Annotated in this window: 16 protein-coding genes; 8 read left to right on the top strand and 8 right to left on the bottom strand. The window is 72.6% G+C overall.

Going from position 1 to position 18689, the window contains the following annotated elements; all coding sequences use genetic code 11:
- Positions 1–7 precede the first annotated feature (7 nt).
- Positions 8–1486: a hypothetical protein gene (locus tag ACX28W_RS09250; RefSeq protein ID WP_458998280.1), complete on the bottom strand. Its 1479-nt coding sequence runs from the start codon at positions 1484–1486 to the stop codon at positions 8–10.
- A 531-nt stretch (positions 1487–2017) separates the two neighbouring features.
- Here ACX28W_RS09250 and ACX28W_RS09245 point away from each other — a divergent pair.
- Positions 2018–4606: a helicase-associated domain-containing protein gene (locus ACX28W_RS09245; protein WP_458998279.1), complete on the top strand. Its 2589-nt coding sequence runs from the start codon at positions 2018–2020 to the stop codon at positions 4604–4606.
- Positions 4607–4670: 64 nt separating this feature from the next.
- Positions 4671–6314 (top strand): DNA repair helicase XPB, encoded by a 1644-nt coding sequence (locus ACX28W_RS09240; RefSeq protein WP_458998278.1) that lies wholly within the window; start codon positions 4671–4673, stop codon positions 6312–6314.
- Here the strand turns inward: ACX28W_RS09240 and ACX28W_RS09235 are convergent.
- Together ACX28W_RS09235 and ACX28W_RS09230 are read right to left on the bottom strand one after the other, a co-directional pair.
- Positions 6280–7368, bottom strand: a complete 1089-nt coding sequence (locus ACX28W_RS09235) for a glycosyltransferase 87 family protein (protein ID WP_458998543.1) — start codon at positions 7366–7368, stop codon at positions 6280–6282. The genes ACX28W_RS09240 and ACX28W_RS09235 overlap by 35 nt on opposite strands.
- Positions 7369–7553: 185 nt before the next feature.
- Positions 7554–7751: a hypothetical protein gene (locus tag ACX28W_RS09230; RefSeq protein ID WP_458998277.1), complete on the bottom strand. Its 198-nt coding sequence runs from the start codon at positions 7749–7751 to the stop codon at positions 7554–7556.
- Between the two features lie 555 nt (positions 7752–8306).
- Between ACX28W_RS09230 and ACX28W_RS09225 the strand changes: the two genes are divergently transcribed.
- Complete coding sequence (locus ACX28W_RS09225; protein WP_458998276.1) at positions 8307–10355, top strand: HelD family protein; 2049 nt, start codon at positions 8307–8309, stop codon at positions 10353–10355.
- Here the strand turns inward: ACX28W_RS09225 and ACX28W_RS09220 are convergent.
- Positions 10352–10516, bottom strand: coding sequence for an ArsR family transcriptional regulator (locus ACX28W_RS09220; protein ID WP_458998275.1), 165 nt, complete (start codon positions 10514–10516; stop codon positions 10352–10354). The two genes, ACX28W_RS09225 and ACX28W_RS09220, sit on opposite strands and share 4 nt — an antisense overlap.
- A gap of 119 nt (positions 10517–10635) precedes the next feature.
- On the bottom strand, positions 10636–11331 hold the full coding sequence (locus ACX28W_RS09215; RefSeq protein WP_458998274.1) for a copper homeostasis protein CutC: 696 nt from the start codon (positions 11329–11331) through the stop codon (positions 10636–10638).
- A gap of 214 nt (positions 11332–11545) precedes the next feature.
- Between ACX28W_RS09215 and ACX28W_RS09210 the strand changes: the two genes are divergently transcribed.
- Complete coding sequence (locus ACX28W_RS09210; protein WP_458998273.1) at positions 11546–12214, top strand: HD domain-containing protein; 669 nt, start codon at positions 11546–11548, stop codon at positions 12212–12214.
- Positions 12215–12431: 217 nt separating this feature from the next.
- A complete protein-coding gene (locus tag ACX28W_RS09205) occupies positions 12432–13535 on the top strand; it encodes a GNAT family N-acetyltransferase (protein WP_458998272.1) in 1104 nt (367 codons plus the stop codon).
- Positions 13536–13543: 8 nt separating this feature from the next.
- Here the strand turns inward: ACX28W_RS09205 and ACX28W_RS09200 are convergent, their stop codons facing one another.
- Both ACX28W_RS09200 and ACX28W_RS09195 read right to left on the bottom strand, forming a co-directional pair.
- Positions 13544–13810: a DUF4031 domain-containing protein gene (locus ACX28W_RS09200; protein WP_458998271.1), complete on the bottom strand. Its 267-nt coding sequence runs from the start codon at positions 13808–13810 to the stop codon at positions 13544–13546.
- Positions 13810–14214 (bottom strand): hypothetical protein, encoded by a 405-nt coding sequence (locus ACX28W_RS09195; RefSeq protein WP_458998270.1) that lies wholly within the window; start codon positions 14212–14214, stop codon positions 13810–13812. The genes ACX28W_RS09200 and ACX28W_RS09195 overlap by 1 nt, the downstream gene beginning before the upstream one ends.
- Positions 14215–14270: 56 nt before the next feature.
- Between ACX28W_RS09195 and ACX28W_RS09190 the strand changes: the two genes are divergently transcribed.
- The 3 genes from ACX28W_RS09190 (at position 14271) to ACX28W_RS09180 (ending at position 17812) form a co-directional block, all read left to right on the top strand.
- Positions 14271–15188 (top strand): MurR/RpiR family transcriptional regulator, encoded by a 918-nt coding sequence (locus tag ACX28W_RS09190; RefSeq protein ID WP_458998269.1) that lies wholly within the window; start codon positions 14271–14273, stop codon positions 15186–15188.
- A gap of 298 nt (positions 15189–15486) precedes the next feature.
- On the top strand, positions 15487–16422 hold the full coding sequence (gene murQ, locus ACX28W_RS09185) for an N-acetylmuramic acid 6-phosphate etherase (protein ID WP_458998268.1): 936 nt from the start codon (positions 15487–15489) through the stop codon (positions 16420–16422).
- 16 nt (positions 16423–16438) lie between these two features.
- The gene (locus ACX28W_RS09180; RefSeq protein ID WP_458998267.1) at positions 16439–17812 is read left to right on the top strand and encodes a PTS transporter subunit EIIC; all 1374 of its coding nucleotides are present in this window, start codon (positions 16439–16441) and stop codon (positions 17810–17812) included.
- On the opposite strand, the gene ACX28W_RS09175 is transcribed toward ACX28W_RS09180, so the two are convergent.
- Positions 17800–18582 (bottom strand): VOC family protein, encoded by a 783-nt coding sequence (locus tag ACX28W_RS09175; protein ID WP_458998266.1) that lies wholly within the window; start codon positions 18580–18582, stop codon positions 17800–17802. The genes ACX28W_RS09180 and ACX28W_RS09175 overlap by 13 nt on opposite strands.
- Positions 18583–18689 lie beyond the last annotated feature (107 nt).

Raw genomic sequence — 18689 nt, 5'->3', positions numbered from 1 at the left:
CCCCCTTTCACCGGTACTCCGAAAGCCTGCGCCCGATGCCCAGCAGTGCGCCCGCGGCGGCCAGCACCGCGAGGACCGCCGCGCCCACCGTGAGGCCGGTCATCGCGTCCCGGCCGTCGGTCGCCGCCTGCTTGAACTCGCTCTCCTCGTGCGTCAGCGCCGCCGCCAGGTTCGTGTCGACGCCGTCGAAGCACTCGCCCGTCGCGCCCTTGGCACCGATCACCTTGTCCAACGCACCCTGGTAGTCGCCGTCGTCGTCGGCCTCGCGAGCCTCCAGGTGACGGGTCTTCCAGACCTTCATGTTGCCGGTCGCCGCCGTCACGGCCTGCTCGCCCGCCTTGTCGTCGGCGAGGTCCGCCGCCAGGGCCAGGCCCTTGGTCAGCGTCTTCATGTCCTGCTGGTAGTCGTAGTCGTAGAGGTCCATGACCTCGGTCTCGGACACCTTCTTGGTCTCCGCGCCACGGTTGACCAGCGTCAGGTTCTCGTTGCCCCGCGCCTTCAGGGACGCGATCCGGGCGTCGTGCAGCACGTTCAGCGAGCGGACCCCGTGTTCGTACGACGCGTTGAGGCCCGCCCGGGCCACGCTGTGTCCGACGACGAGCCAGAGCAGGACGACCGTGGCGGCGGCCGTGGCGGCGACCAGACCCTGGTTCAGCACCCGGTTCGTCCGACGGTAGTGGCGCCGCTGGGCCCAGGCGAGGCCGCCGAGGGCGAGCACGCCCAGCGCGATCGCGGCCCACGGGTAGGGCTTCGCGTCCGCGTAGTCCGCGCTCAGCCGCTGGTTCTCCCGCTTGTAGAGGTCCTCCGCCGCGGGGAGCATCTCCTTTTGCATCGTGTCGTTCGCGTACCGCAGATACGCGCCGCCGAGGGGGTAGCCCTGCCGGTTGTTGGCGCGGGCCCGCTCGATCAGGCCCTTGTACTCCGGCAGCAGTTTGTTGAGCTTGGCGATGGTGTCCGCGGAGGGGGAACCGGGGTCGGAGTTGGCCGCGGCGGTGATCAACCCCTGGGCGGCCGCCCGGATGTTGCCCTCGTACCGGTCGCGGGAGGCCGCGGTCTCCTGGCCGCCCGCGAGGAAGCCGCTGGAGGCCGCGGTGTTGGCGTCGGCGAGTGAGCGGTAGATGTCCGCGGCGCCCGCGCTCAACGGCTGGCTGCTGTGCAGCACGTCGTCCGCGGCGGTCGAACGGTCCGTCATCTGCCAGGCGGTGACCGCGCCGAACGCGACGACCAGCAGGGCGAGGACGGCGCCGATGATCCTTAGCCGGCCCGGTTCCGTCGTCGCCGCGGCGCGCAGTTGGTCCACGCCCTCCGACCATGCCGTGCGGCGGGTGGGCGGGGTGTCGGGTGCGGGTGGTCTGCCCTGCGGGCCCTGCGGGCCCTGCGGTGCGGGAGGCCCGGACTGCGGTGGCACGGCCGGCATCGTGGGCGTGGGCGCGGGTGTGCCGGACCGCCCCGGTGGTGCGGCGTTGCCCTTCGGCGTGTGTGTCACTTGACCTCCCCCATGGTCGTCTTTCGGTCACCTCGCCCGCGTGCGCGGGAGCACGATGGAGAGGTGCACGGCCGCAAGTATCGCCGCCGGGACTGACATCCGAACAGGTCTTGACTGGATCTTGTGCCGAATACCGCGCGGAGCGCTCCGCGCGTCCTGACCATGAATACGCGATCGGTATCTGTTCGGTTCCCTTTCGACTGGTCTGGTCGGGCCTGATCCCGAACGGGTTTTCGCCCCCGCCGCCCCTACCCGTCCCATCCGTTCCTGGGGGCTCCGCCCCCAGACCCCCGCCAGGGGCGCTGCGCCCCTCTGGACCCCGCTTCGCCCGAAGGGCTCGTCCTCAAACGCCGGACGGGCTGAAGATTGCCGCCCGGGGCCGAAAGCATTCAGCCCCGGCCGGGGATATCCAGCCCGTCCGGCGTTTGAGGACGAGGCCGTCCAGGCCGAAGCGGGGGTCTGGGGGCGGCAGCCCCCAGGGGACGGGACGGGTAGGGGCGGCGGGGGCGAGAACCCACTACCGTTGACCGGATGAGCACAGAGGAGCACCCCACCCCGGACCCCGCCCCCGCGGGAACCGCTCCGCGTTCCCTGGCGGAAGCCCTCCGCACACGGGACGACACTTCACTGTCCGCCCTCCTGCGCACCCGCCCCGACCTCATCACCCCCGTCCCCACGGACCTCACCCAGCTCGCCACCCGCGCAGGCACCCGCGCCTCGGTCGTCCGCGCACTGGAACGCCTCGACCGTTTCACCCTGCAGGCCGCGGAGGCGCTGGCGGTGGCGCCGGAACCGGCGACGCACGACGAACTGCTCGGGCTGATGGCGGGCGACGACGAGGACCCGGCGGTCACGGCGGCGTTCCCGCGCGCCCTCGAGGCCCTGCGCGAGCAGGCCCTGGTGTGGGGCCCGGACGACCGGCTCCGACTCGTCCGCACGGCCCGTGAGCTCCTCGCGCCCTCCCCGCAGCACCCGTCCCCGACCGGCCTCGGCCCGACGGTCGCCGAAGCCACGGCGGGCATGTCACCGGGGCGCATCCAGGAGATCGTGGCCACCGCCGGACTGCCGACCACCCACGACTCGGTGTCCGCCGTGGGCTCGCTCACCGACCTGTTCACGGACCGCGTACGGATGTCGGCGCTCCTCGACACCTCCCCGACCGAGTCGCTGCAGGTGCTGTCCCGGCTGGTGTGGGGGCCGCCGTACGGCCAGGTGACGGCCGACCCGGCACGCCATCTGCGCTGGCTGATCGACCGCGGGCTGCTGCTGCCCACGGCCCCCGGCACGGTCGTACTGCCCCGGGAGGTCGCCCTGCATCTGCGGGCGGGCCGCGCGCACCGGGTGACGGAGCCGGTGCCGCCGGCCGTCGAGCCCGCGGCGACGCACCGTCCACAGGTTGTGGACAGTGCCGCGGCGGGCCAGGCGTACACCGCGCTCGCCACGGTCGAGGAGCTGCTCAAGGACTGGCACGAGGGCGGGCCGGCGGTGCTGCGCGCGGGCGGGCTGAGCGTGCGGGACCTGAAGCGGACGGCGGTGGCGCTGGACGTCTCCGAGCCGGTGGCCGCGTTCTGGGTGGAACTCGCCTACGCGGCAGGCCTGTTGGCCTCCGACGGCGAGGCGGACGAGCAGTACGCCGCGACGCCCGGGTACGACGAGTGGCTGGAGCTGCCCGCCGCCGAACGCTGGACCCGGCTCGCCGGCGCCTGGCTCACCGCGACCCGCACGGCGGGCCTGGTCGGCGGGCGGGACACGAAGGAACGGACGTTGTCGGCGCTGGGGCCCGGTCTGGACCGCTCCGCGGCCCCCGAGGTCCGCCTCCGCGTCCTGACTCTCCTCGCCGGCCTTCCCGAGGGCGCCTCCGCCACCCCGGACTCCCTCCTCGCCCGTCTGCACTGGGAACGCCCCCCGCGGGGCGCCCAGCCCCCGGCCGACGATCTGCGCACCCGTCTCGCCCGCTGGGCGCTGTCGGAGGCGGAGCTGCTGGGGGTCACGGGCCGAGGCGCGCTGTCGGCGCAGGGGCGGGCGCTGCTGGGGCTGCCGCCGGCGGCCCCGCGGACCGCCGAGCCGCCCTCCGGCCCCGGCGACAAGCTCCCCGCCCACAAGCACCACCGCCCCGCCGCCGAAGCCCCTCCCGCCCCCGCCCCGCTCCCCCGTTCCCCCGCCGAGCACGCCGCTGCCGCCGCCCAGGCCGCCCGGCTGCTCGCCCCCCTCCTCCCCGAGCCCCTGGACCACGTCCTCCTCCAGGCGGACCTGACCGCTGTCGCGCCGGGCCCCCTGAAGCGTCCCCTGGCCGACACGCTGGGCGTGCTCGCGGACGTCGAGTCGAAGGGCGGGGCGACGGTCTACCGCTTCACACCGGGTTCGGTACGCCGCGCGCTGGACGCGGGCCGCTCGGCGTCGGACCTGCACGCGTTCCTGGCCGCCCACTCCCGCACGCCGGTGCCGCAGCCGCTCGCGTATCTGATCGACGACGTGGCCCGCAGGCACGGCCATCTGCGGATCGGCGCGGCTTCGGCGTACGTCCGCTGCGACGACGACGCGCTGCTGAGCGAGATCCTCGCCGACAAGCGCTCCCACGGCCTCAGGCTCCGCCGCCTGGCCCCCACCGTCCTGGCCGCCCAGGCCGACCCGGGGACCCTCCTCGAAGGCCTCCGCTCGATGGGCTTCGCGCCCGCCGCCGAGTCGGCCGAGGGCGACGTCCTGATCACCCGCGCGCACGCCCGCCGTACCCCGCCGCGCACCGCCCCCGAGCCCGTCCCGGACGGCCCGCCGATCCCCGACGCCACCCTCCTGGGCGCCGCGATCCGCGCCATCCGCGCCGGAGACCTGGCGTCCACGACCCCGCGCAAGCCGACCCCGGCCGACGGGCCGGGCAACGGCGAGCTCCCCCGCACCAGCTCCGCCGAGACCCTCGCCACCATGCAGGCCGCCGTCCTCACCGGCGAGGCCGTGTGGATCGGGTACGTCAACGCCGAGGGCGCCGCCAGCCAGCGCGTGATCGCCCCGATCCGCGTCGAGGGCGGCTTCGTGACGGCGTACGACCACACGGCGGACGAGGTCCGTACCTACCCGCTGCACCGCGTCACGGGGGTCGCGGAACTGGCGGACGACCAGGCGTGATCATCCGCGGTTGAGGCACACTGGACGTTTGGCCGTGCAGAGCCATGTTGAAAGGGTGCCGCGCGTGAATGGTCCACTCATCGTCCAGAGCGACAAGACACTCCTGCTCGAGGTCGACCACGAGCAGGCCGACGCATGCCGTCGGGCCATCGCACCGTTCGCGGAGCTGGAGCGGGCGCCCGAGCACATCCACACCTACCGTCTGACGCCGCTCGGGCTGTGGAACGCGCGCGCCGCGGGCCACGACGCCGAGCAGGTCGTGGACGCCCTCGTGGAGTACAGCCGCTATCCCGTGCCGCACGCGCTGCTCGTCGACATCGCCGAGACGATGGACCGCTACGGCCGGCTCACGCTGAGCAAGGACCCGGCGCACGGGCTCGTGCTCACCACCACCGACCGGCCCATCCTCGAGGAGATCCTGCGGTCGAAGCGGGTCATCCCGCTCGTCGGCGCCCGGATCGACCCCGACACCGTGGCCGTGCACCCGTCCGAGCGCGGGCAGATCAAGCAGACGCTGCTGAAGCTGGGCTGGCCGGCCGAGGACCTCGCCGGGTACGTCGACGGGGAGGCGCACTCGATCGAGCTGGCGGAGGACGGGTGGGCGCTGCGGCCGTATCAGAAGCAGGCCGTGGAGAACTTCTGGCACGGCGGAAGCGGAGTGGTCGTGCTGCCCTGCGGCGCGGGCAAGACCCTCGTCGGCGCCGGGGCCATGGCGCAGGCGAAGGCCACCACCCTCATCCTCGTCACCAACACCGTCTCCGCCCGGCAGTGGAAGCACGAGCTGGTCAAGCGCACCAGTCTCACCGAGGACGAGATCGGCGAGTACAGCGGGACGAGGAAGGAGATCCGGCCCGTCACCATCGCGACGTACCAGGTGCTGACGACGAAGCGGAAGGGCGTCTACCAGCACCTCGAGCTCTTCGACTCCCGTGACTGGGGCCTCATCGTCTACGACGAGGTGCATCTGCTGCCCGCGCCGGTCTTCAAGTTCACCGCCGACCTTCAGGCGCGGCGGCGGCTGGGCCTGACCGCCACCCTGGTCCGTGAGGACGGGCGGGAGTCGGACGTCTTCTCGCTCATCGGGCCGAAGCGGTTCGACGCGCCGTGGAAGGAGATCGAGGCGCAGGGGTACATCGCGCCGGCCGACTGTGTCGAGGTCCGGGTCAATCTCACCGACTCCGAGCGGCTCGCGTACGCGACCGCGGAGACCGAGGAGAAGTACCGCTTCTGCGCGACGACCGCGACCAAGCGGAAGGTGACGGAGGCGCTGGTACGGAGGTTCGCGGGCCAGCAGATCCTGGTGATCGGCCAGTACATCGACCAGCTCGACGAGCTGGGCGAGCACTTGAACGCGCCCGTCATCAAGGGGGAGACCAGCAACGCCCAGCGGGAGAAGCTGTTCGACGCGTTCCGGGAGGGCGAGATCAGCGTGCTGGTCGTGTCGAAGGTGGCCAACTTCTCCATCGACCTGCCGGAGGCGACCGTCGCGATCCAGGTGTCGGGAACCTTCGGGTCGCGGCAGGAGGAGGCCCAGCGGCTGGGGCGTGTCCTGCGGCCCAAGGCCGACGGCCACCAGGCCCACTTCTACTCCGTCGTCGCCCGCGACACCATCGACCAGGACTTCGCCGCCCACCGCCAGCGCTTCCTGGCGGAGCAGGGGTACGCGTACCGGATCATGGACGCGGACGAGCTGCTGGCGAACGACTGAGCCGACGGCGGCGCGGCACGGCAAGGGCCCGAAGAGGGCCGACCGGCTCCCGCCGCGCCGTCCAGCCGAGCAACGCCAGCCCCAGCAAGGGGTAGGGCGAGGCCAACACCTGCTGCCACCAAGGCAGTTGCAGGTCCAGGTCGCCCTGGTGCGGGATCAGCCACTGCGTGCGGGCGGTGAAGAGCACCGTCACCACGGCGGCGAGGCGGAGGCGGCCCTCGGCGTACAGCACGGCGATCAGCGGTACGCACCACACCCAGTGGTGCGACCAGCTGATGGGGGAGATGAGAAGGGCCGTGAGGGCGGTGACCAGGACGCCCCGGCGGTCGTCCGGCATACGGCGGGCCAGCCAGAGGCCGCAGCAGGCGACGGCCACCGCCGGCAGCGCCCAGGCCAGACCCGGCGACGGTTCCCCCAGCGCGCGGGCGACGAGCCCCTGCAGCGACTGGTTGTCGACGATCCACACCTTGCCGACGCGCTCGGTCTCGTACAGCCGCCGGGTCCAGAAGTCGACGCTCGCGACCGGAAGGGCGAGCGCCCCCAGCAGGACGGTCCCGGCGAAGGCCGAGGCGGCCACGGCCGCTTCCCTGTGCCGACGCCTGAGCAGCAGGTACACGATGAAGACGGCGGGTGTCAGTTTCACCCCGGCCGCGATGCCGAGCGCGATGCCCTTGCCGGGGGCGCCGGGCGGACGCGTCAGATCCCAGAGGATCAGGCAGGCGACGGCGAGGTTGATCTGGCCGAAGAGGACCGTCTGAAAGACGGGTTCGAGCCACAGGGCGAGGGCGGTGGCGGCGCAGAGGACGGGGAGCCGTGCCGGAAGGCCCGCGAGACGGCAGGAGAGCCGGACCAGCAGGGCCAGCAGGGCCACGTTTGCGACGACGAAGGCCACCTTGAGGGCGTCCGGCGGGAGCCAGGCCGTCGGTACGAAGAGGAGCGCCGCGAAGGGTGGGTACGTGGCGGGCAGGTGCCACTCGGTGACGGTGAACCCGTAGAGATCCGTGCCGTTCCGTACGGCAGAGCCCTCGGCCCGGTAGACCAGCGCGTCGGCCATGGGGGCGCGGAGGGCGACACACAGCGCGCAGAAGACGGCGACGGAGAGAGCGAGCGAGAGGGCGAGGGCGAGGGCGGGAAGTAAGGCGGGGGCGGGCAGCGCGACTTCGGTGGGTGGGTCGTCGGTCACGTTCCGCTGTGGCACGAGGTGACCCTAGTGCCGGGCGACCCGGCCGGGCGTACGGCTCACCGCCGTCGTACGCCCGCTTCCTCGCCGTACTCACCGAGGATCACGACATCGAGTACCGCGCCCGCGAACACCTTGACGGCGCGCAGGGCGTCGCCGAGGCGGTGGCGGTGGTGGCTGGAGGAGAGGCCGGTCGCGCCGCGGGCGGCGGCGGGGCCGGAGTGGGCCGGGCCTGGGGTGAAGGTTGCTGCGCTCATGTATCCATGATGGAACGCGGGACCTCGAATGGCGTCGGTCTTCGGACCGAACCTCGGCAGCCCCTCGTACGCCTGCGGGCCGCTCCGCCTACACCCCACGACGGACACCGCCCCCTAGGGCCTGTCCGGCGGATCAGGTCGGAGGGAAGCAGCGGTGCCTTGTCGGCGCAGGTGAGCGGGGTCTGGTGCGTCGAGCTGCAAGGCGGAGGAGGGCGTCGACGCGATGGGGGTCCCCCCTGTTCGAGCGAAGCCGAGAACTTGGGGGAGTCGGCAACCGACGACAACGCCGCAGATCGGCGTGCCAGACCCCGCGTCTCCGGCATGATCCGCCGGACAGGCCCTAGGGAACCCCCAGGGGCAGTCCGCCCTCGCACTCCCCGCGACCACCGGCGGTGCCGCGAAAAACGGTTGGCCCGGACAACCGCCCTGCCCTAGAATCTCCGCTCTTGCCCGCCTCCCTTCACGGAGTGCCGCCACCCGGACGGAAACCGGGCGGCAGAACGCCACCACGACGCAGCCAGCAGCCCGCTCCCGGAGGCAACACCCGTGTCCCGCATGCCCGAAGGTCCCGACGACGCCCACGATCCGCTCTCCCGCGAGCGGGCCCACCTCGGCGAGTCCCGCGCCGCCCTGCGTGCGATGCGCGAGGACGTGGAGAACCTCGACATCCAAGACGTCACCGCGAACTGGGTGAACGCCGCGGTGCTCCAGCATCAGATCGACGAGCGGATCAAGGCCCTCGCCGATCTCAGCCACACCCCGCTGTTCTTCGGGCGGCTGGACTACCTGCACGCGCCGGGCGCGGACAAGGCCGAGGGCGCGGAGGGCGAGCGCTTCTACATCGGGCGGCGGCATGTGCACGACGCCGAGGGCGACCCGATGGTGATCGACTGGCGTGCGCCGGTGTCGCAGCCGTTCTACCGGGCCTCGAAGAAGGATCCGATGGATGTCGGGCTGCGCCGCCGTTTCGGGTACACCGGCGGCGACCTCACGGCGTACGAGGACGAGCACCTTTCCGACCCCTCCGAGGCCGCGGGCACCAGCAAGCTGCTGCAGCAGGAGATCGAACGCCCGCGTGTCGGCCCGATGCGCGACATCGTGGCGACGATCCAGCCCGAACAGGACGAGATCGTACGGTCGGGGCTGTCCGGCTCGGTCTGTGTGCAGGGCGGTCCCGGCACCGGGAAGACGGCTGTCGGCCTGCACCGCGTCGCGTATCTGCTCTACGCCCACCGGGAGCGGCTCGCCCGCACCGGCACGCTGGTCATCGGGCCGAACAGGTCCTTCCTGCACTACATCGAGCAAGTGCTGCCCGCCCTCGGCGAGTTGGAGGTCAAGCAGGCGACGGTCGACGATCTCGTCGCGCACGTCGAGGTGCGCGGCACGGACGACGCGGCCGCCGCCGTCATCAAGGGCGACGCCCGGATGGCCGAGGTACTGCGCCGGGCGGTCCGTTCACACGTGAACCTGCCGACCGAGCCCGTCATGGTGGTGCGCGGTTCGCGGCGCTGGCGGGTACCGGCGTACGAACTGGAGCAGATCGTCCGGGAGCTGCTGGACCGGGACATCCGGTACGGCGCCGCCCGCGAGGCCCTGCCGCAGCGGATCGCGCACGCCGTGCTGGTCCAGATGGAGCGGTCCGGCGAGGCACCGGACGACCGGGTGCAGGATGCCGTGGCCCGCAACGCCGCCGTGAAGGCGGCCGTCAAGGCGATGTGGCCGCCGGTCGACCCCGCCAAACTCGTCCTGCGCCTCCTCTGCGACGCCGACTTCCTCGCCGTGCACGCGGACGGAATCCTCGACGAGAACGAGCGGAAGGAGATCCTCTGGGCGAAGCCCGCACGGTCGGCGAAGTCCGCCAAGTGGTCCGCGGCGGACGCCGTGCTGATCGACGAGGCGACCGATCTGGTCCAGCGCACGCACTCCCTCGGACATGTCGTGCTCGACGAGGCGCAGGACCTCTCCCCGATGCAGTACCGGGCCGTCGGCCGCCGCTGCACGACGGGATCGGCGACCGTGCTCGGGGATCTCGCGCAGGGCACGACCCCCTGGGCGACGCGGAGTTGGGGCGAGGCGCTCGGTCACCTCGGCAAGGGCGAGGCGGTGATCGAGGAGCTGACGGCCGGTTTCCGTGTCCCCACGGACGTCATCACGTATGCGTCCCGGCTGCTGACGCACATCGCGCCGGGGCTGACGCCGGTGGAGTCGGTCCGTGAGAACCCGGGCTTCTTCGAGGTGCGGCCGACGGAGGCCGACACCGAAGTGGTCCGTGCCTGCGAGGAGTTGCTGCGCCACGAGGGCTCGGTCGGGCTCATCGCGGCCGACGCCCGGATCCCGGGCCTCACGGAGGCGTTGACGGCGTCCGGTCTGACGTACCTGGGCCCGGGCGAGGAGACCACCCCCGACACCCGCCTCACCGTCGTCCCCGCCTCGCTCGCCAAGGGCCTCGAGTACGACTACGTGGTCCTGGACGAGCCGCAGGCCGTGGTCGACGGCGAACCGGACGAGCGGACCGGCCTGCGCCGCCTGTACGTGGCGCTGACCCGCGCGGTCTCGGGCCTGATCGTGACCCACACGGCCCCGCTGCCCGCCCAACTGGGCTAGGGCCTGTCCGGGGCGGATGTCGGCAGCGCGTCCAGGAGCCCGGGAAACCTGGCGTCGAGGTCGTCGCGGCGCCGTCGTACGAAACGGTTGCGGCCGACGGCCCGGGTCGAGGTGAGCGCGGCCTCTCGCGAGGTGAGCCCGGCCTCTCGCGTGATCCGCATGGGGTGCGAGGCGGTCGTACGACCCCGGTTGCTTGAACGTGCACCCGGGGCGTCGCTCGCCGACACGAGCGCCGGGCGGCGCCCCGGACCGGACGTCGTACCTCGCGCAACGGCCGCCCCTACGCGTCCAGCGCCTCCCGCCACTCGCGTACCGCCTCCGCCGAGACCGGCGCGGTCCATCCGCCCGGCCGGGCCGCGCCGCCGATGTGGAAGGCGTCGACACCCGCGGCCCGCAGCGGGGGAACGTGGTCGAGGCGCAGTCCGCCCCCGACCATGAGCCGCGGCTCGTAGCCGGGCTCGCCCCGGCGCGCGGCCTCGGTGAGGAGCGTGGGCAGCCCGTCGTCCACACCGGCCCGCGAACCCGCCGTGAGATACGCGTCCAGGCCCGGCAGGTCCGAAAGCTGCTTGCGCAGGGAGTCGCGATCGGTGGCGCGGTCGATCGCACGGTGGAACGTCCAGCGGCAGCCGTCCAGTTCGGCGACGACCCGCTCCACGGCGTCCAGGTCCGGGCCGCCGTGCTCGTCGAGGAAGCCGAGCACGAATTCGTCCGCCCCCGCGGTCCGCATCTCCCTCGCCGTGCGTACGAGCGTGGCGACGTCTCCCGCCGCGAAGCCGTCCGCCAACCTCAGCATCACGCGCAGCGGGATGTCGACGGCGGCGCGGATCCCGGCGAAGGTCTCCCTCGCCGGGGTGAGCCCGTCGGCGGCCATGTCGCTGACCAGCTCCAGTCGGTCCGCACCTCCCGCCCGGGCGGCGACCGCGTCCTCCACGCCGAGGGCGATCACCTCCAGGACGGCACGCTTGGGCTCACTCATGGGACCTCTTCCCTCGGGGCGGCTACAGGTCTAGTCCAATCCCAGCGTACGCCGGGGGCGGGTGGGATTTCGCCCCCGCCGCCCCTACCCGTCCCATCCCTGGGGGCTCCGCCCCCAGCCCCCCGCCAGGGGCGCTGCGCCCCCTGGACCCCCGCCCCGGGGGCTGCCGCCCCCGGCCCCCGCCCAGGGACCGGGCAGCGAGGACAATGACGGCATGGCAGCAGACAGACACCGGCACCCCGCCCACGAAGACCTGGAGAAGCGCTGGGCGGCCACGGTCGAGGCGGCCCGCGACAGTGGTGGTTCCGGGCCCTCGCCCTCCCCCTACGCGGCGAACCTCCTGACGCGCTGGGCGGAACCTCAGCGCCGCTACCACACCACCGAGCACCTCATCGCGGTCCTCGACCACATCGACGTACTGGAGGAGTACGCGCGGGACCCGGCGGCGGTACGCCTGGCGGCCTGGTTCCACGACGCGGTGTACCTGCCCGACCGCTCGGAGAACGAGGAGCGCTCCGCCCGCCTCGCCGAACGCGCCCTCCCCGAGCTGGACATCGACGAGACCCGCACGAACGAGGTCGCCCGCCTGGTCCGCCTCACCGTCACCCATGCCCCCGCGCCCGACGACACCAACGGCATCGTCCTCTGCGACGCCGACCTGGCCGTGCTGGCGTCGCCGCCATCGTCGTACGCCGCATACGTGGCCGCCGTCCGCGAGGAGTACGCCTTCGTCCCGGACGACGCCTTCCGCACGGGCCGGGCGGCCGTGCTGCGCCAACTTCTCGATCTGCCACGGTTGTTCAGGACACCGCACGGGGAGCGGGAGTGGGAGCAACGGGCGCGGGAGAACATCCGGGGAGAACTCTCTCGGCCGGGCACATGACTGTGGGCTCAGGAATGCCCTCAAGCTTCCGGCCGTTGACCCCGAACATGCCCGCCCCCGCCGCTCACCACCCACGCATGCCCCTCGCCGTCCACATCCTCGGCCTCTCCGTCTTCGCCCTCGGTACCCAGGCGTCCCACGTGGTGGCGTCCAAGACCGCGAAGACGGCGGAGAATCCCGTACGTACGGACGCCTGACCGCATCTATCCTCACCGGCATGCGAGACATGGGTGGGGATCAGGTGACGGAAGCCGTCGCGGAATGCGTCGCGCTGCTGCGGACGGCGACCGGACGGGACTGGGACGGCGTCAAGGCGGGTCGGCTGGAGTGGAGTTGCCGGAAGACGGCCGAGCACATCGCGTCCGCTCTCATCGCGTACGCGGGCCAGTTGGCGGGGCAGCCGACCGACGCGTATGTCCCGTTCGAGATCGTGATGGAGGACGGCACCGACAACGCCGGTGTCGTCGACGTGATCGAGACGACCGGTGCCCTGCTCGCCGCCGCCGTCCGCACGGCGCCGCGCGAGGTGCGCGCCTTCCACCCGTACCCGTTCCGCAGCGCGAACCGCGAGGGCTTCGCCGCGATGGGCGTCACCGAGGTACTGCTGCACACGCATGACATCGCCGAGGGGCTCGGCCTCGCCCACGAACCCCCGGCCGCGCTCTGCGAGGACGTCCTGACCCGGATCTTCCCGCACGTCCGCCCCGGCCCCGCCCCCTGGCCCACCCTCCTGTGGGCGACCGGCCGCGGCGAGCTGCCGGGCCGCGCCCCGCTCACCGAGTGGCACTGGAACAACAACCTGGTCATCGAGGCCGAACGGCTCACGCTCCAGGGGGTCACCCCGGCTGCGGCCGCCGACCTGCGCGCGGGCGGCACCGGCGGCTTCGCGTGGATCGAGGGCGGCCCCTTCGAGGGCACCCGGGACGCCGCCGACATGGTGGTGACGGCGTACGAGGACGGGGTGCACCGCCCGGAGTGGGGCATGTACGTGCTGGTGCGGACCGAGGACGGCCGCGCGGTCGGCGCCATGGGCTTCCACGGCGTCCCCGACGAGGAGGGCCGCGCCGAGGTCGGCTACGACCTCGCCGAGAACGCCCGCGGCAACGGCTACGCCACCGAGGCCCTGCACGCCCTGTCCGCCTGGGCCCTGGCCCGCGACGACGTAGAACTCCTCTTCGCGGCCATAGACCGGACGAACGCCCCCTCCCAACGCGTCATCGCGCGGGCCGGGTTCACCCGGGTGAGCGAGGACGTGGAGCAGTACGCGTACGAACTGCGCGGGATGGACGAGTCACTGCGGCTGTACGCCCGCAAGGACTGACGCGGCCCTCATCGACCGACGTGTTTGCGCCGCCGCAGCCCCGCCCCGTGCAGCAGCCGCACCACCTCACGGCTGCTGACCTGCACCGCGCCGGCACGCACGGCGTCCGCGTACCGGTGCGAGGGAATGTCGTAGTGGTCGCGCTCGAAGGCGCGCCGCGGTGCGCCCAACTCGGCGGCGAACGTGTGCAGTTCGTCGTACGACACATCGCTGATCAGGTGGGACCAGACGCGACCGTGGCCCGGCCAGGTCGGCGGGTCGATGTAGACGGTCACTAGGACGAGGCTCCGCCGGTCGCCGAGCCCAGCGTCCCCACCGAGGCGACCTGCACGCCCGCCTTGTGGCAGACCCAGTGCGGATCGGGCCCCAGTTCGGGTTCGACGTCGAGGGCGTGCGGGTCCCCGGAACCACAGACCGGACACAACGGCCACCGCCCGTACCGCTCGAGGAGCGCGTCCTGTACGTCCTGGGCGACGAGCCCGGCGACGTAGTCCGCACCCTCCGGCCACTGCTCGACCCACCAGCGGCGCTGCGCCACCGACTCCTCGACGAGCGAGACGACGTCCGCCTGGGCGACCTCGCCCGTGATCAGGTCGGCGAGCACCAGAGCGCGGGCCGCGTGCAACGCCTGCTCCAGGGGGCTGATGGGGTTACCGGTGGGGTCGTCGGAGGGGGTCATGCACCCATTGTGCGCACCCTTGACCACTTACCCCAGCAGAAAATATCTTTCAAGGCGTGACCCATGACGTGAAGGAAATTTTCGCGGGAGAGGCTCCGCCCGCTCCCGCCGCCCTCGCGGCCAAGGTGCGGACGCTCGCCCCGTCGATGACCCGCTCCATGCAGCGCGTCGCCGAGGCCGTCGCCGGTGACCCGGCCGGCTGCGCGGCCCTCACCGTCACCGGCCTGGCCGAGCTCACCGGCACCAGCGAGGCGACGGTCGTCCGCACCTCCCGCCTCCTCGGCTACCCCGGGTATCGCGATCTGCGCCTCGCGCTCGCCGGGCTCGCCGCCCAGCAGCAGTCGGGCCGCGCCCCCGCCGTCACCGCGGACATCGCGGTCGACGACCCCATCGCGGACGTGGTCGCGAAACTGGCGTACGACGAGCAGCAGACCCTCGCCGACACCGCCGCCGGACTCGACACCGTCCAGCTCGGGGCGGCCGTCAGCGCGCTCGCCACCGCCCGCCGTATCGACATCTACGGCGTCGGCGCTTCCGGCCTGGTCGCCCAGGACCTGGCCCAGAAGCTGCTGCGCATCGGCCTGATAGCCCACCCGCACAGCGACCCGCACCTCGCCGTCACCAACGCGGTGCAGCTGCGCGCCAAGGACGTGGCGATCGCGATCACGCACTCCGGATCGACGGGTGACGTCATCGAGCCGCTCCGGGTCGCCTTCGACCACGGGGCGACGACGATCGCGATCACCGGCCGCCCGACCGGACCCGTCACGCAGTACGCGGACCACATCCTCACCACCTCCACGGCCCGTGAGAGCGAGCTGCGCCCGGCGGCGATGTCGTCGCGCACCAGCCAGCTGCTGGTGGTGGACTGTCTGTTCGTGGGGGTCGCCCAGCGGACGTACGAGACGGCGGCGCCCGCGCTGTCCGCGTCGTACGAGGCACTGGCGCACCGGCACCGGCGCGCTCCGCGGTAAGACCGACCGGCAATTGGAGGGTGGGAGAAGGAGCGGGGTCTGGTGCGTGCAGCTGCAAGGCGGAGGAGGGAGTGATGGCGGAGCCATCGCGACCGACGACAACGCGGCAGATGTGCGTGCCGGACCCCGCGACGCCGCCCTCCAATTGCCGGTCGGTCTAAGGCGGGAAACTTGCTGTAGCGGGAACCCCGCGGGCCGTTCGTGGCTGGTCGCACCCACGCGGCGGAACCGCACATGCCGCAGCCCCACGCCCTTAGGGCCGCACGACACCACACCACACCGGAAAGAGCCGACCCGCATGACCTCCACATCCCGTTACCGCGGCCTGCGCGCCGAGTTGGAGACCCTGACCACCGAGGCGTTCCGCCCCGAGCTCTCCGAGATCGACCGGCTGCCGACGCTGGAGATCGCGAAGATCATGAACGCCGAGGACACGACCGTACCGACGGCCGTCGCGGACCGGCTCCCCCTCATCGCCGCCGCGATCGACGCCATCGCTGAGCGAATGTCCCGCGGCGGCAGGCTGATCTACGCGGGCGCGGGCACCGCGGGCCGCCTGGGCGTCCTGGACGCCTCCGAGTGCCCGCCCACCTTCAACACCGACCCGTCCGAGGTGGTGGGCCTGATCGCGGGCGGCCCGAGCGCCATGGTCACCTCGGTCGAGGGCGCCGAGGACTCCGCGGAACTGGCGGCGGCCGACCTGGCCGCGCTCTCCCTGACCCCCGACGACACGGTGGTCGGCGTCTCCGCCTCCGGCCGCACCCCGTACGCCGTCGGCGCCGTAGAACACGCCCGCGCGCGCGGCGCGTTGACGATCGGCCTGTCCTGCAACGCGCACAGCCCCCTCGCGGCGGCCGCCGAGCACGGCATCGAGATCGTCGTCGGCCCGGAGCTGCTCACCGGCTCCACCCGGCTGAAGGCGGGCACGGCCCAGAAGCTCGTCCTGAACATGCTCTCGACGATCACGATGATCCGCCTCGGCAAGACCTACGGGAATCTGATGGTCGACGTACGCGCCTCGAACGAGAAGCTGCGCGCCCGCTCCCGCCGCATCGTCGCCCTGGCCACAGGCGCCTCGGACGAGGAGATCGAGGAAGCCCTCGCGGCCACCGACGGCGAGGTGAAGAACGCCATCCTCACCATCCTCGGCGGGGTGGACGGGCCCACGGCGGCCCGCCTTCTGGAGGAGAGCGACGGCCATCTGCGCGCGGCACTCGCGGCATCGACCGGCTGACCAGCACTCTCGGGGAGTGCGCACTACGAACGACTCCACCGCCGCCGCGATCCTCCCCCTGGTCGGCGGAGCCGCGAACGTCACCTCCGTGGCCCACTGCATGACCCGCCTCCGCCTGGGCCTGCGGGACCGGACCCTCGTACAGGAGGACGCCCTCAAGGCACTGCCGGCCGTGCTGGGTGTCGTGGACGACGACACGTATCAGATCGTGCTGGGGCCCGGGACGGTCGCGCGCGTGACACCGGCCTTCGAGGCACTCATCACGACCACCGCAGGTGAACTGGCCGCACGCGGAGCCGAGTTGAAGGACGCCCGGCGCCACCGCAACGCGACCCCCCTCAAACTCCTCCTCCGCCGTATCGCGAACATCTTCGTCCCCCTGATCCCCGCCCTGATCGGCTGCGGAGTCATCGCGGGCCTGAACGGCCTGCTGGTCAACCTCGGGTGGCTCCCGTCCCTCACCCCTGCCCTCGCCGCCATCGCCTCCGGCTTCATGGCCCTGATCGCCGTCTTCGTCGGCCACAACACGGCGAAGGAGTTCGGCGGCACCCCGATCCTGGGCGGGGCGGTGGCGGCGGTCATCGTGTACGCGGGGGTCGCGAAGGTGACGGCGTTCGGCATGACGCTGGCGCCGGGGCAGGGCGGGGTGCTCGGCGCGCTGGGCGCCGCGCTCCTGGGGACGTACGTGGAGAAATGGTGCCGCGGCCGGGTCCCGGACGCCCTGGACGTCCTGGTCACCCCCACCCTCACCGTGCTCCTGACCGGCCTGGTGACCCTGTACGCCCTCATGTACGCGGCGGGCGAGCTCTCCACGGCCATCGGCACGGCCGCGAACTGGCTCCTCGACCACACCGGCGCCTTCGCGGGCCTGGTCCTGGGCGGCCTGTTCCTCCCCCTGGTGATGCTGGGCCTACATCAGGCACTGATCCCCATCCACACCACGCTCATCGAACAACAGGGCTACACGGTGCTGCTCCCCATGCTGGCCATGGCGGGCGCGGGCCAGGTCGGCGCGGCCCTGGCGGTCTACGTCCGCCTCCACCACGACCAGCCCCTCCGTACGACGATCAAGTCGGCGCTCCCGGCCGGCCTGCTCGGCGTCGGCGAACCCCTGATCTACGGCGTCTCACTCCCCCTCGGTCGCCCGTTCATCACCGCCTGCGCGGGCGGCGCGGCGGGCGGCGCGTTCGTCGGCCTCTTCTCGATGCTCGGCGACCGGGTCGGGTCGACCGCGATCGGCCCGTCGGGCTGGGCCCTGTTCCCGCTGCTCTCCGGGAACAGGGGCCTGGCCCTGACGGCGGCGATCTACGGGGGCGGCCTGCTGACGGGTTACGCGGTGGGGTTCCTGGCCACGTACGCCTTCGGTCTCAGGCGGTCTCAGGAAGTCTGAGGCGGTTCGGGCTTGAGAAGGGCGAAGGGGGCGCCGAACGGGTCGGCGAGCCAGGCGATGCGCCCGACGTCCGGCACGTCGGCGGCGGGCATGAGGACGGCGCCGCCGCTGCCCTGGGCCACGGAGACGGTGGCGTCGGCGTCCGCCACCGCGAAGTAGGGGATCCAGCGCGGCGCCATGCCTTCCTGGAGCTCGGCGAGCCCGCCGAACGAGGCGTCCTCCAGGTCACCCTCGGCGGTGGACAGCACGGTGTAGGTCATGCCGGGCATGGTCATCTCCTGCGACCGCCAGCCGAACAGGGAGCGGTAGAAGGCGAGGGTCGCCGACGCGTCCGGGGCGTGGACCTCGACCCAGCACAGCGTGTTGTCGTCCGAGGCCGTCTCCAGGCCCTGGACGGAGCTGGGCTGCCAGACCGAGAACTCGGCGCCGCCGGGGTCGGTGCAGGCCGCCATCCGCCCGGCGTCCATGACGTCGGAGGGCTCGGCCCGTACCGTCCCGCCGCCCTGTGCGACCGCCTTGGCGGTGCTGTCGGCGTCCGGTGTCTGGAAGTACACCGTCCAGGCCGAGCTCGCGCCCTCCTCGGTGAGCGGGCCCAGTGCGGCGACCGTCCTGCCGCCCTTCTGGAAGAAGCCGTATCCACCCGCGTCGGGCCCCGCGGACTGCAGGTTCCAGCCGAAGACCGCCCCGTAGAAGGCCGCGGCCGCCTCGGTGTCGGGGCTGCCGAGGTCAAGCCAGCTGGGTGAGCCGGTGACGAAGTCCGTGCTGAGCATCGTGACGAGCCTGCCTCTCTCTCGATTGACTCCCCCCGCGAGCCTTGCGCCCGCGGGGACACCCCGCAACCGGACGGAGAACCCGGCGACAAGAACGATTGTCAGTG

Source organism: Streptomyces sp. SD15 (genome assembly GCF_054462255.1).
This window is presented reverse-complemented; position numbering and strand designations above follow the sequence as displayed.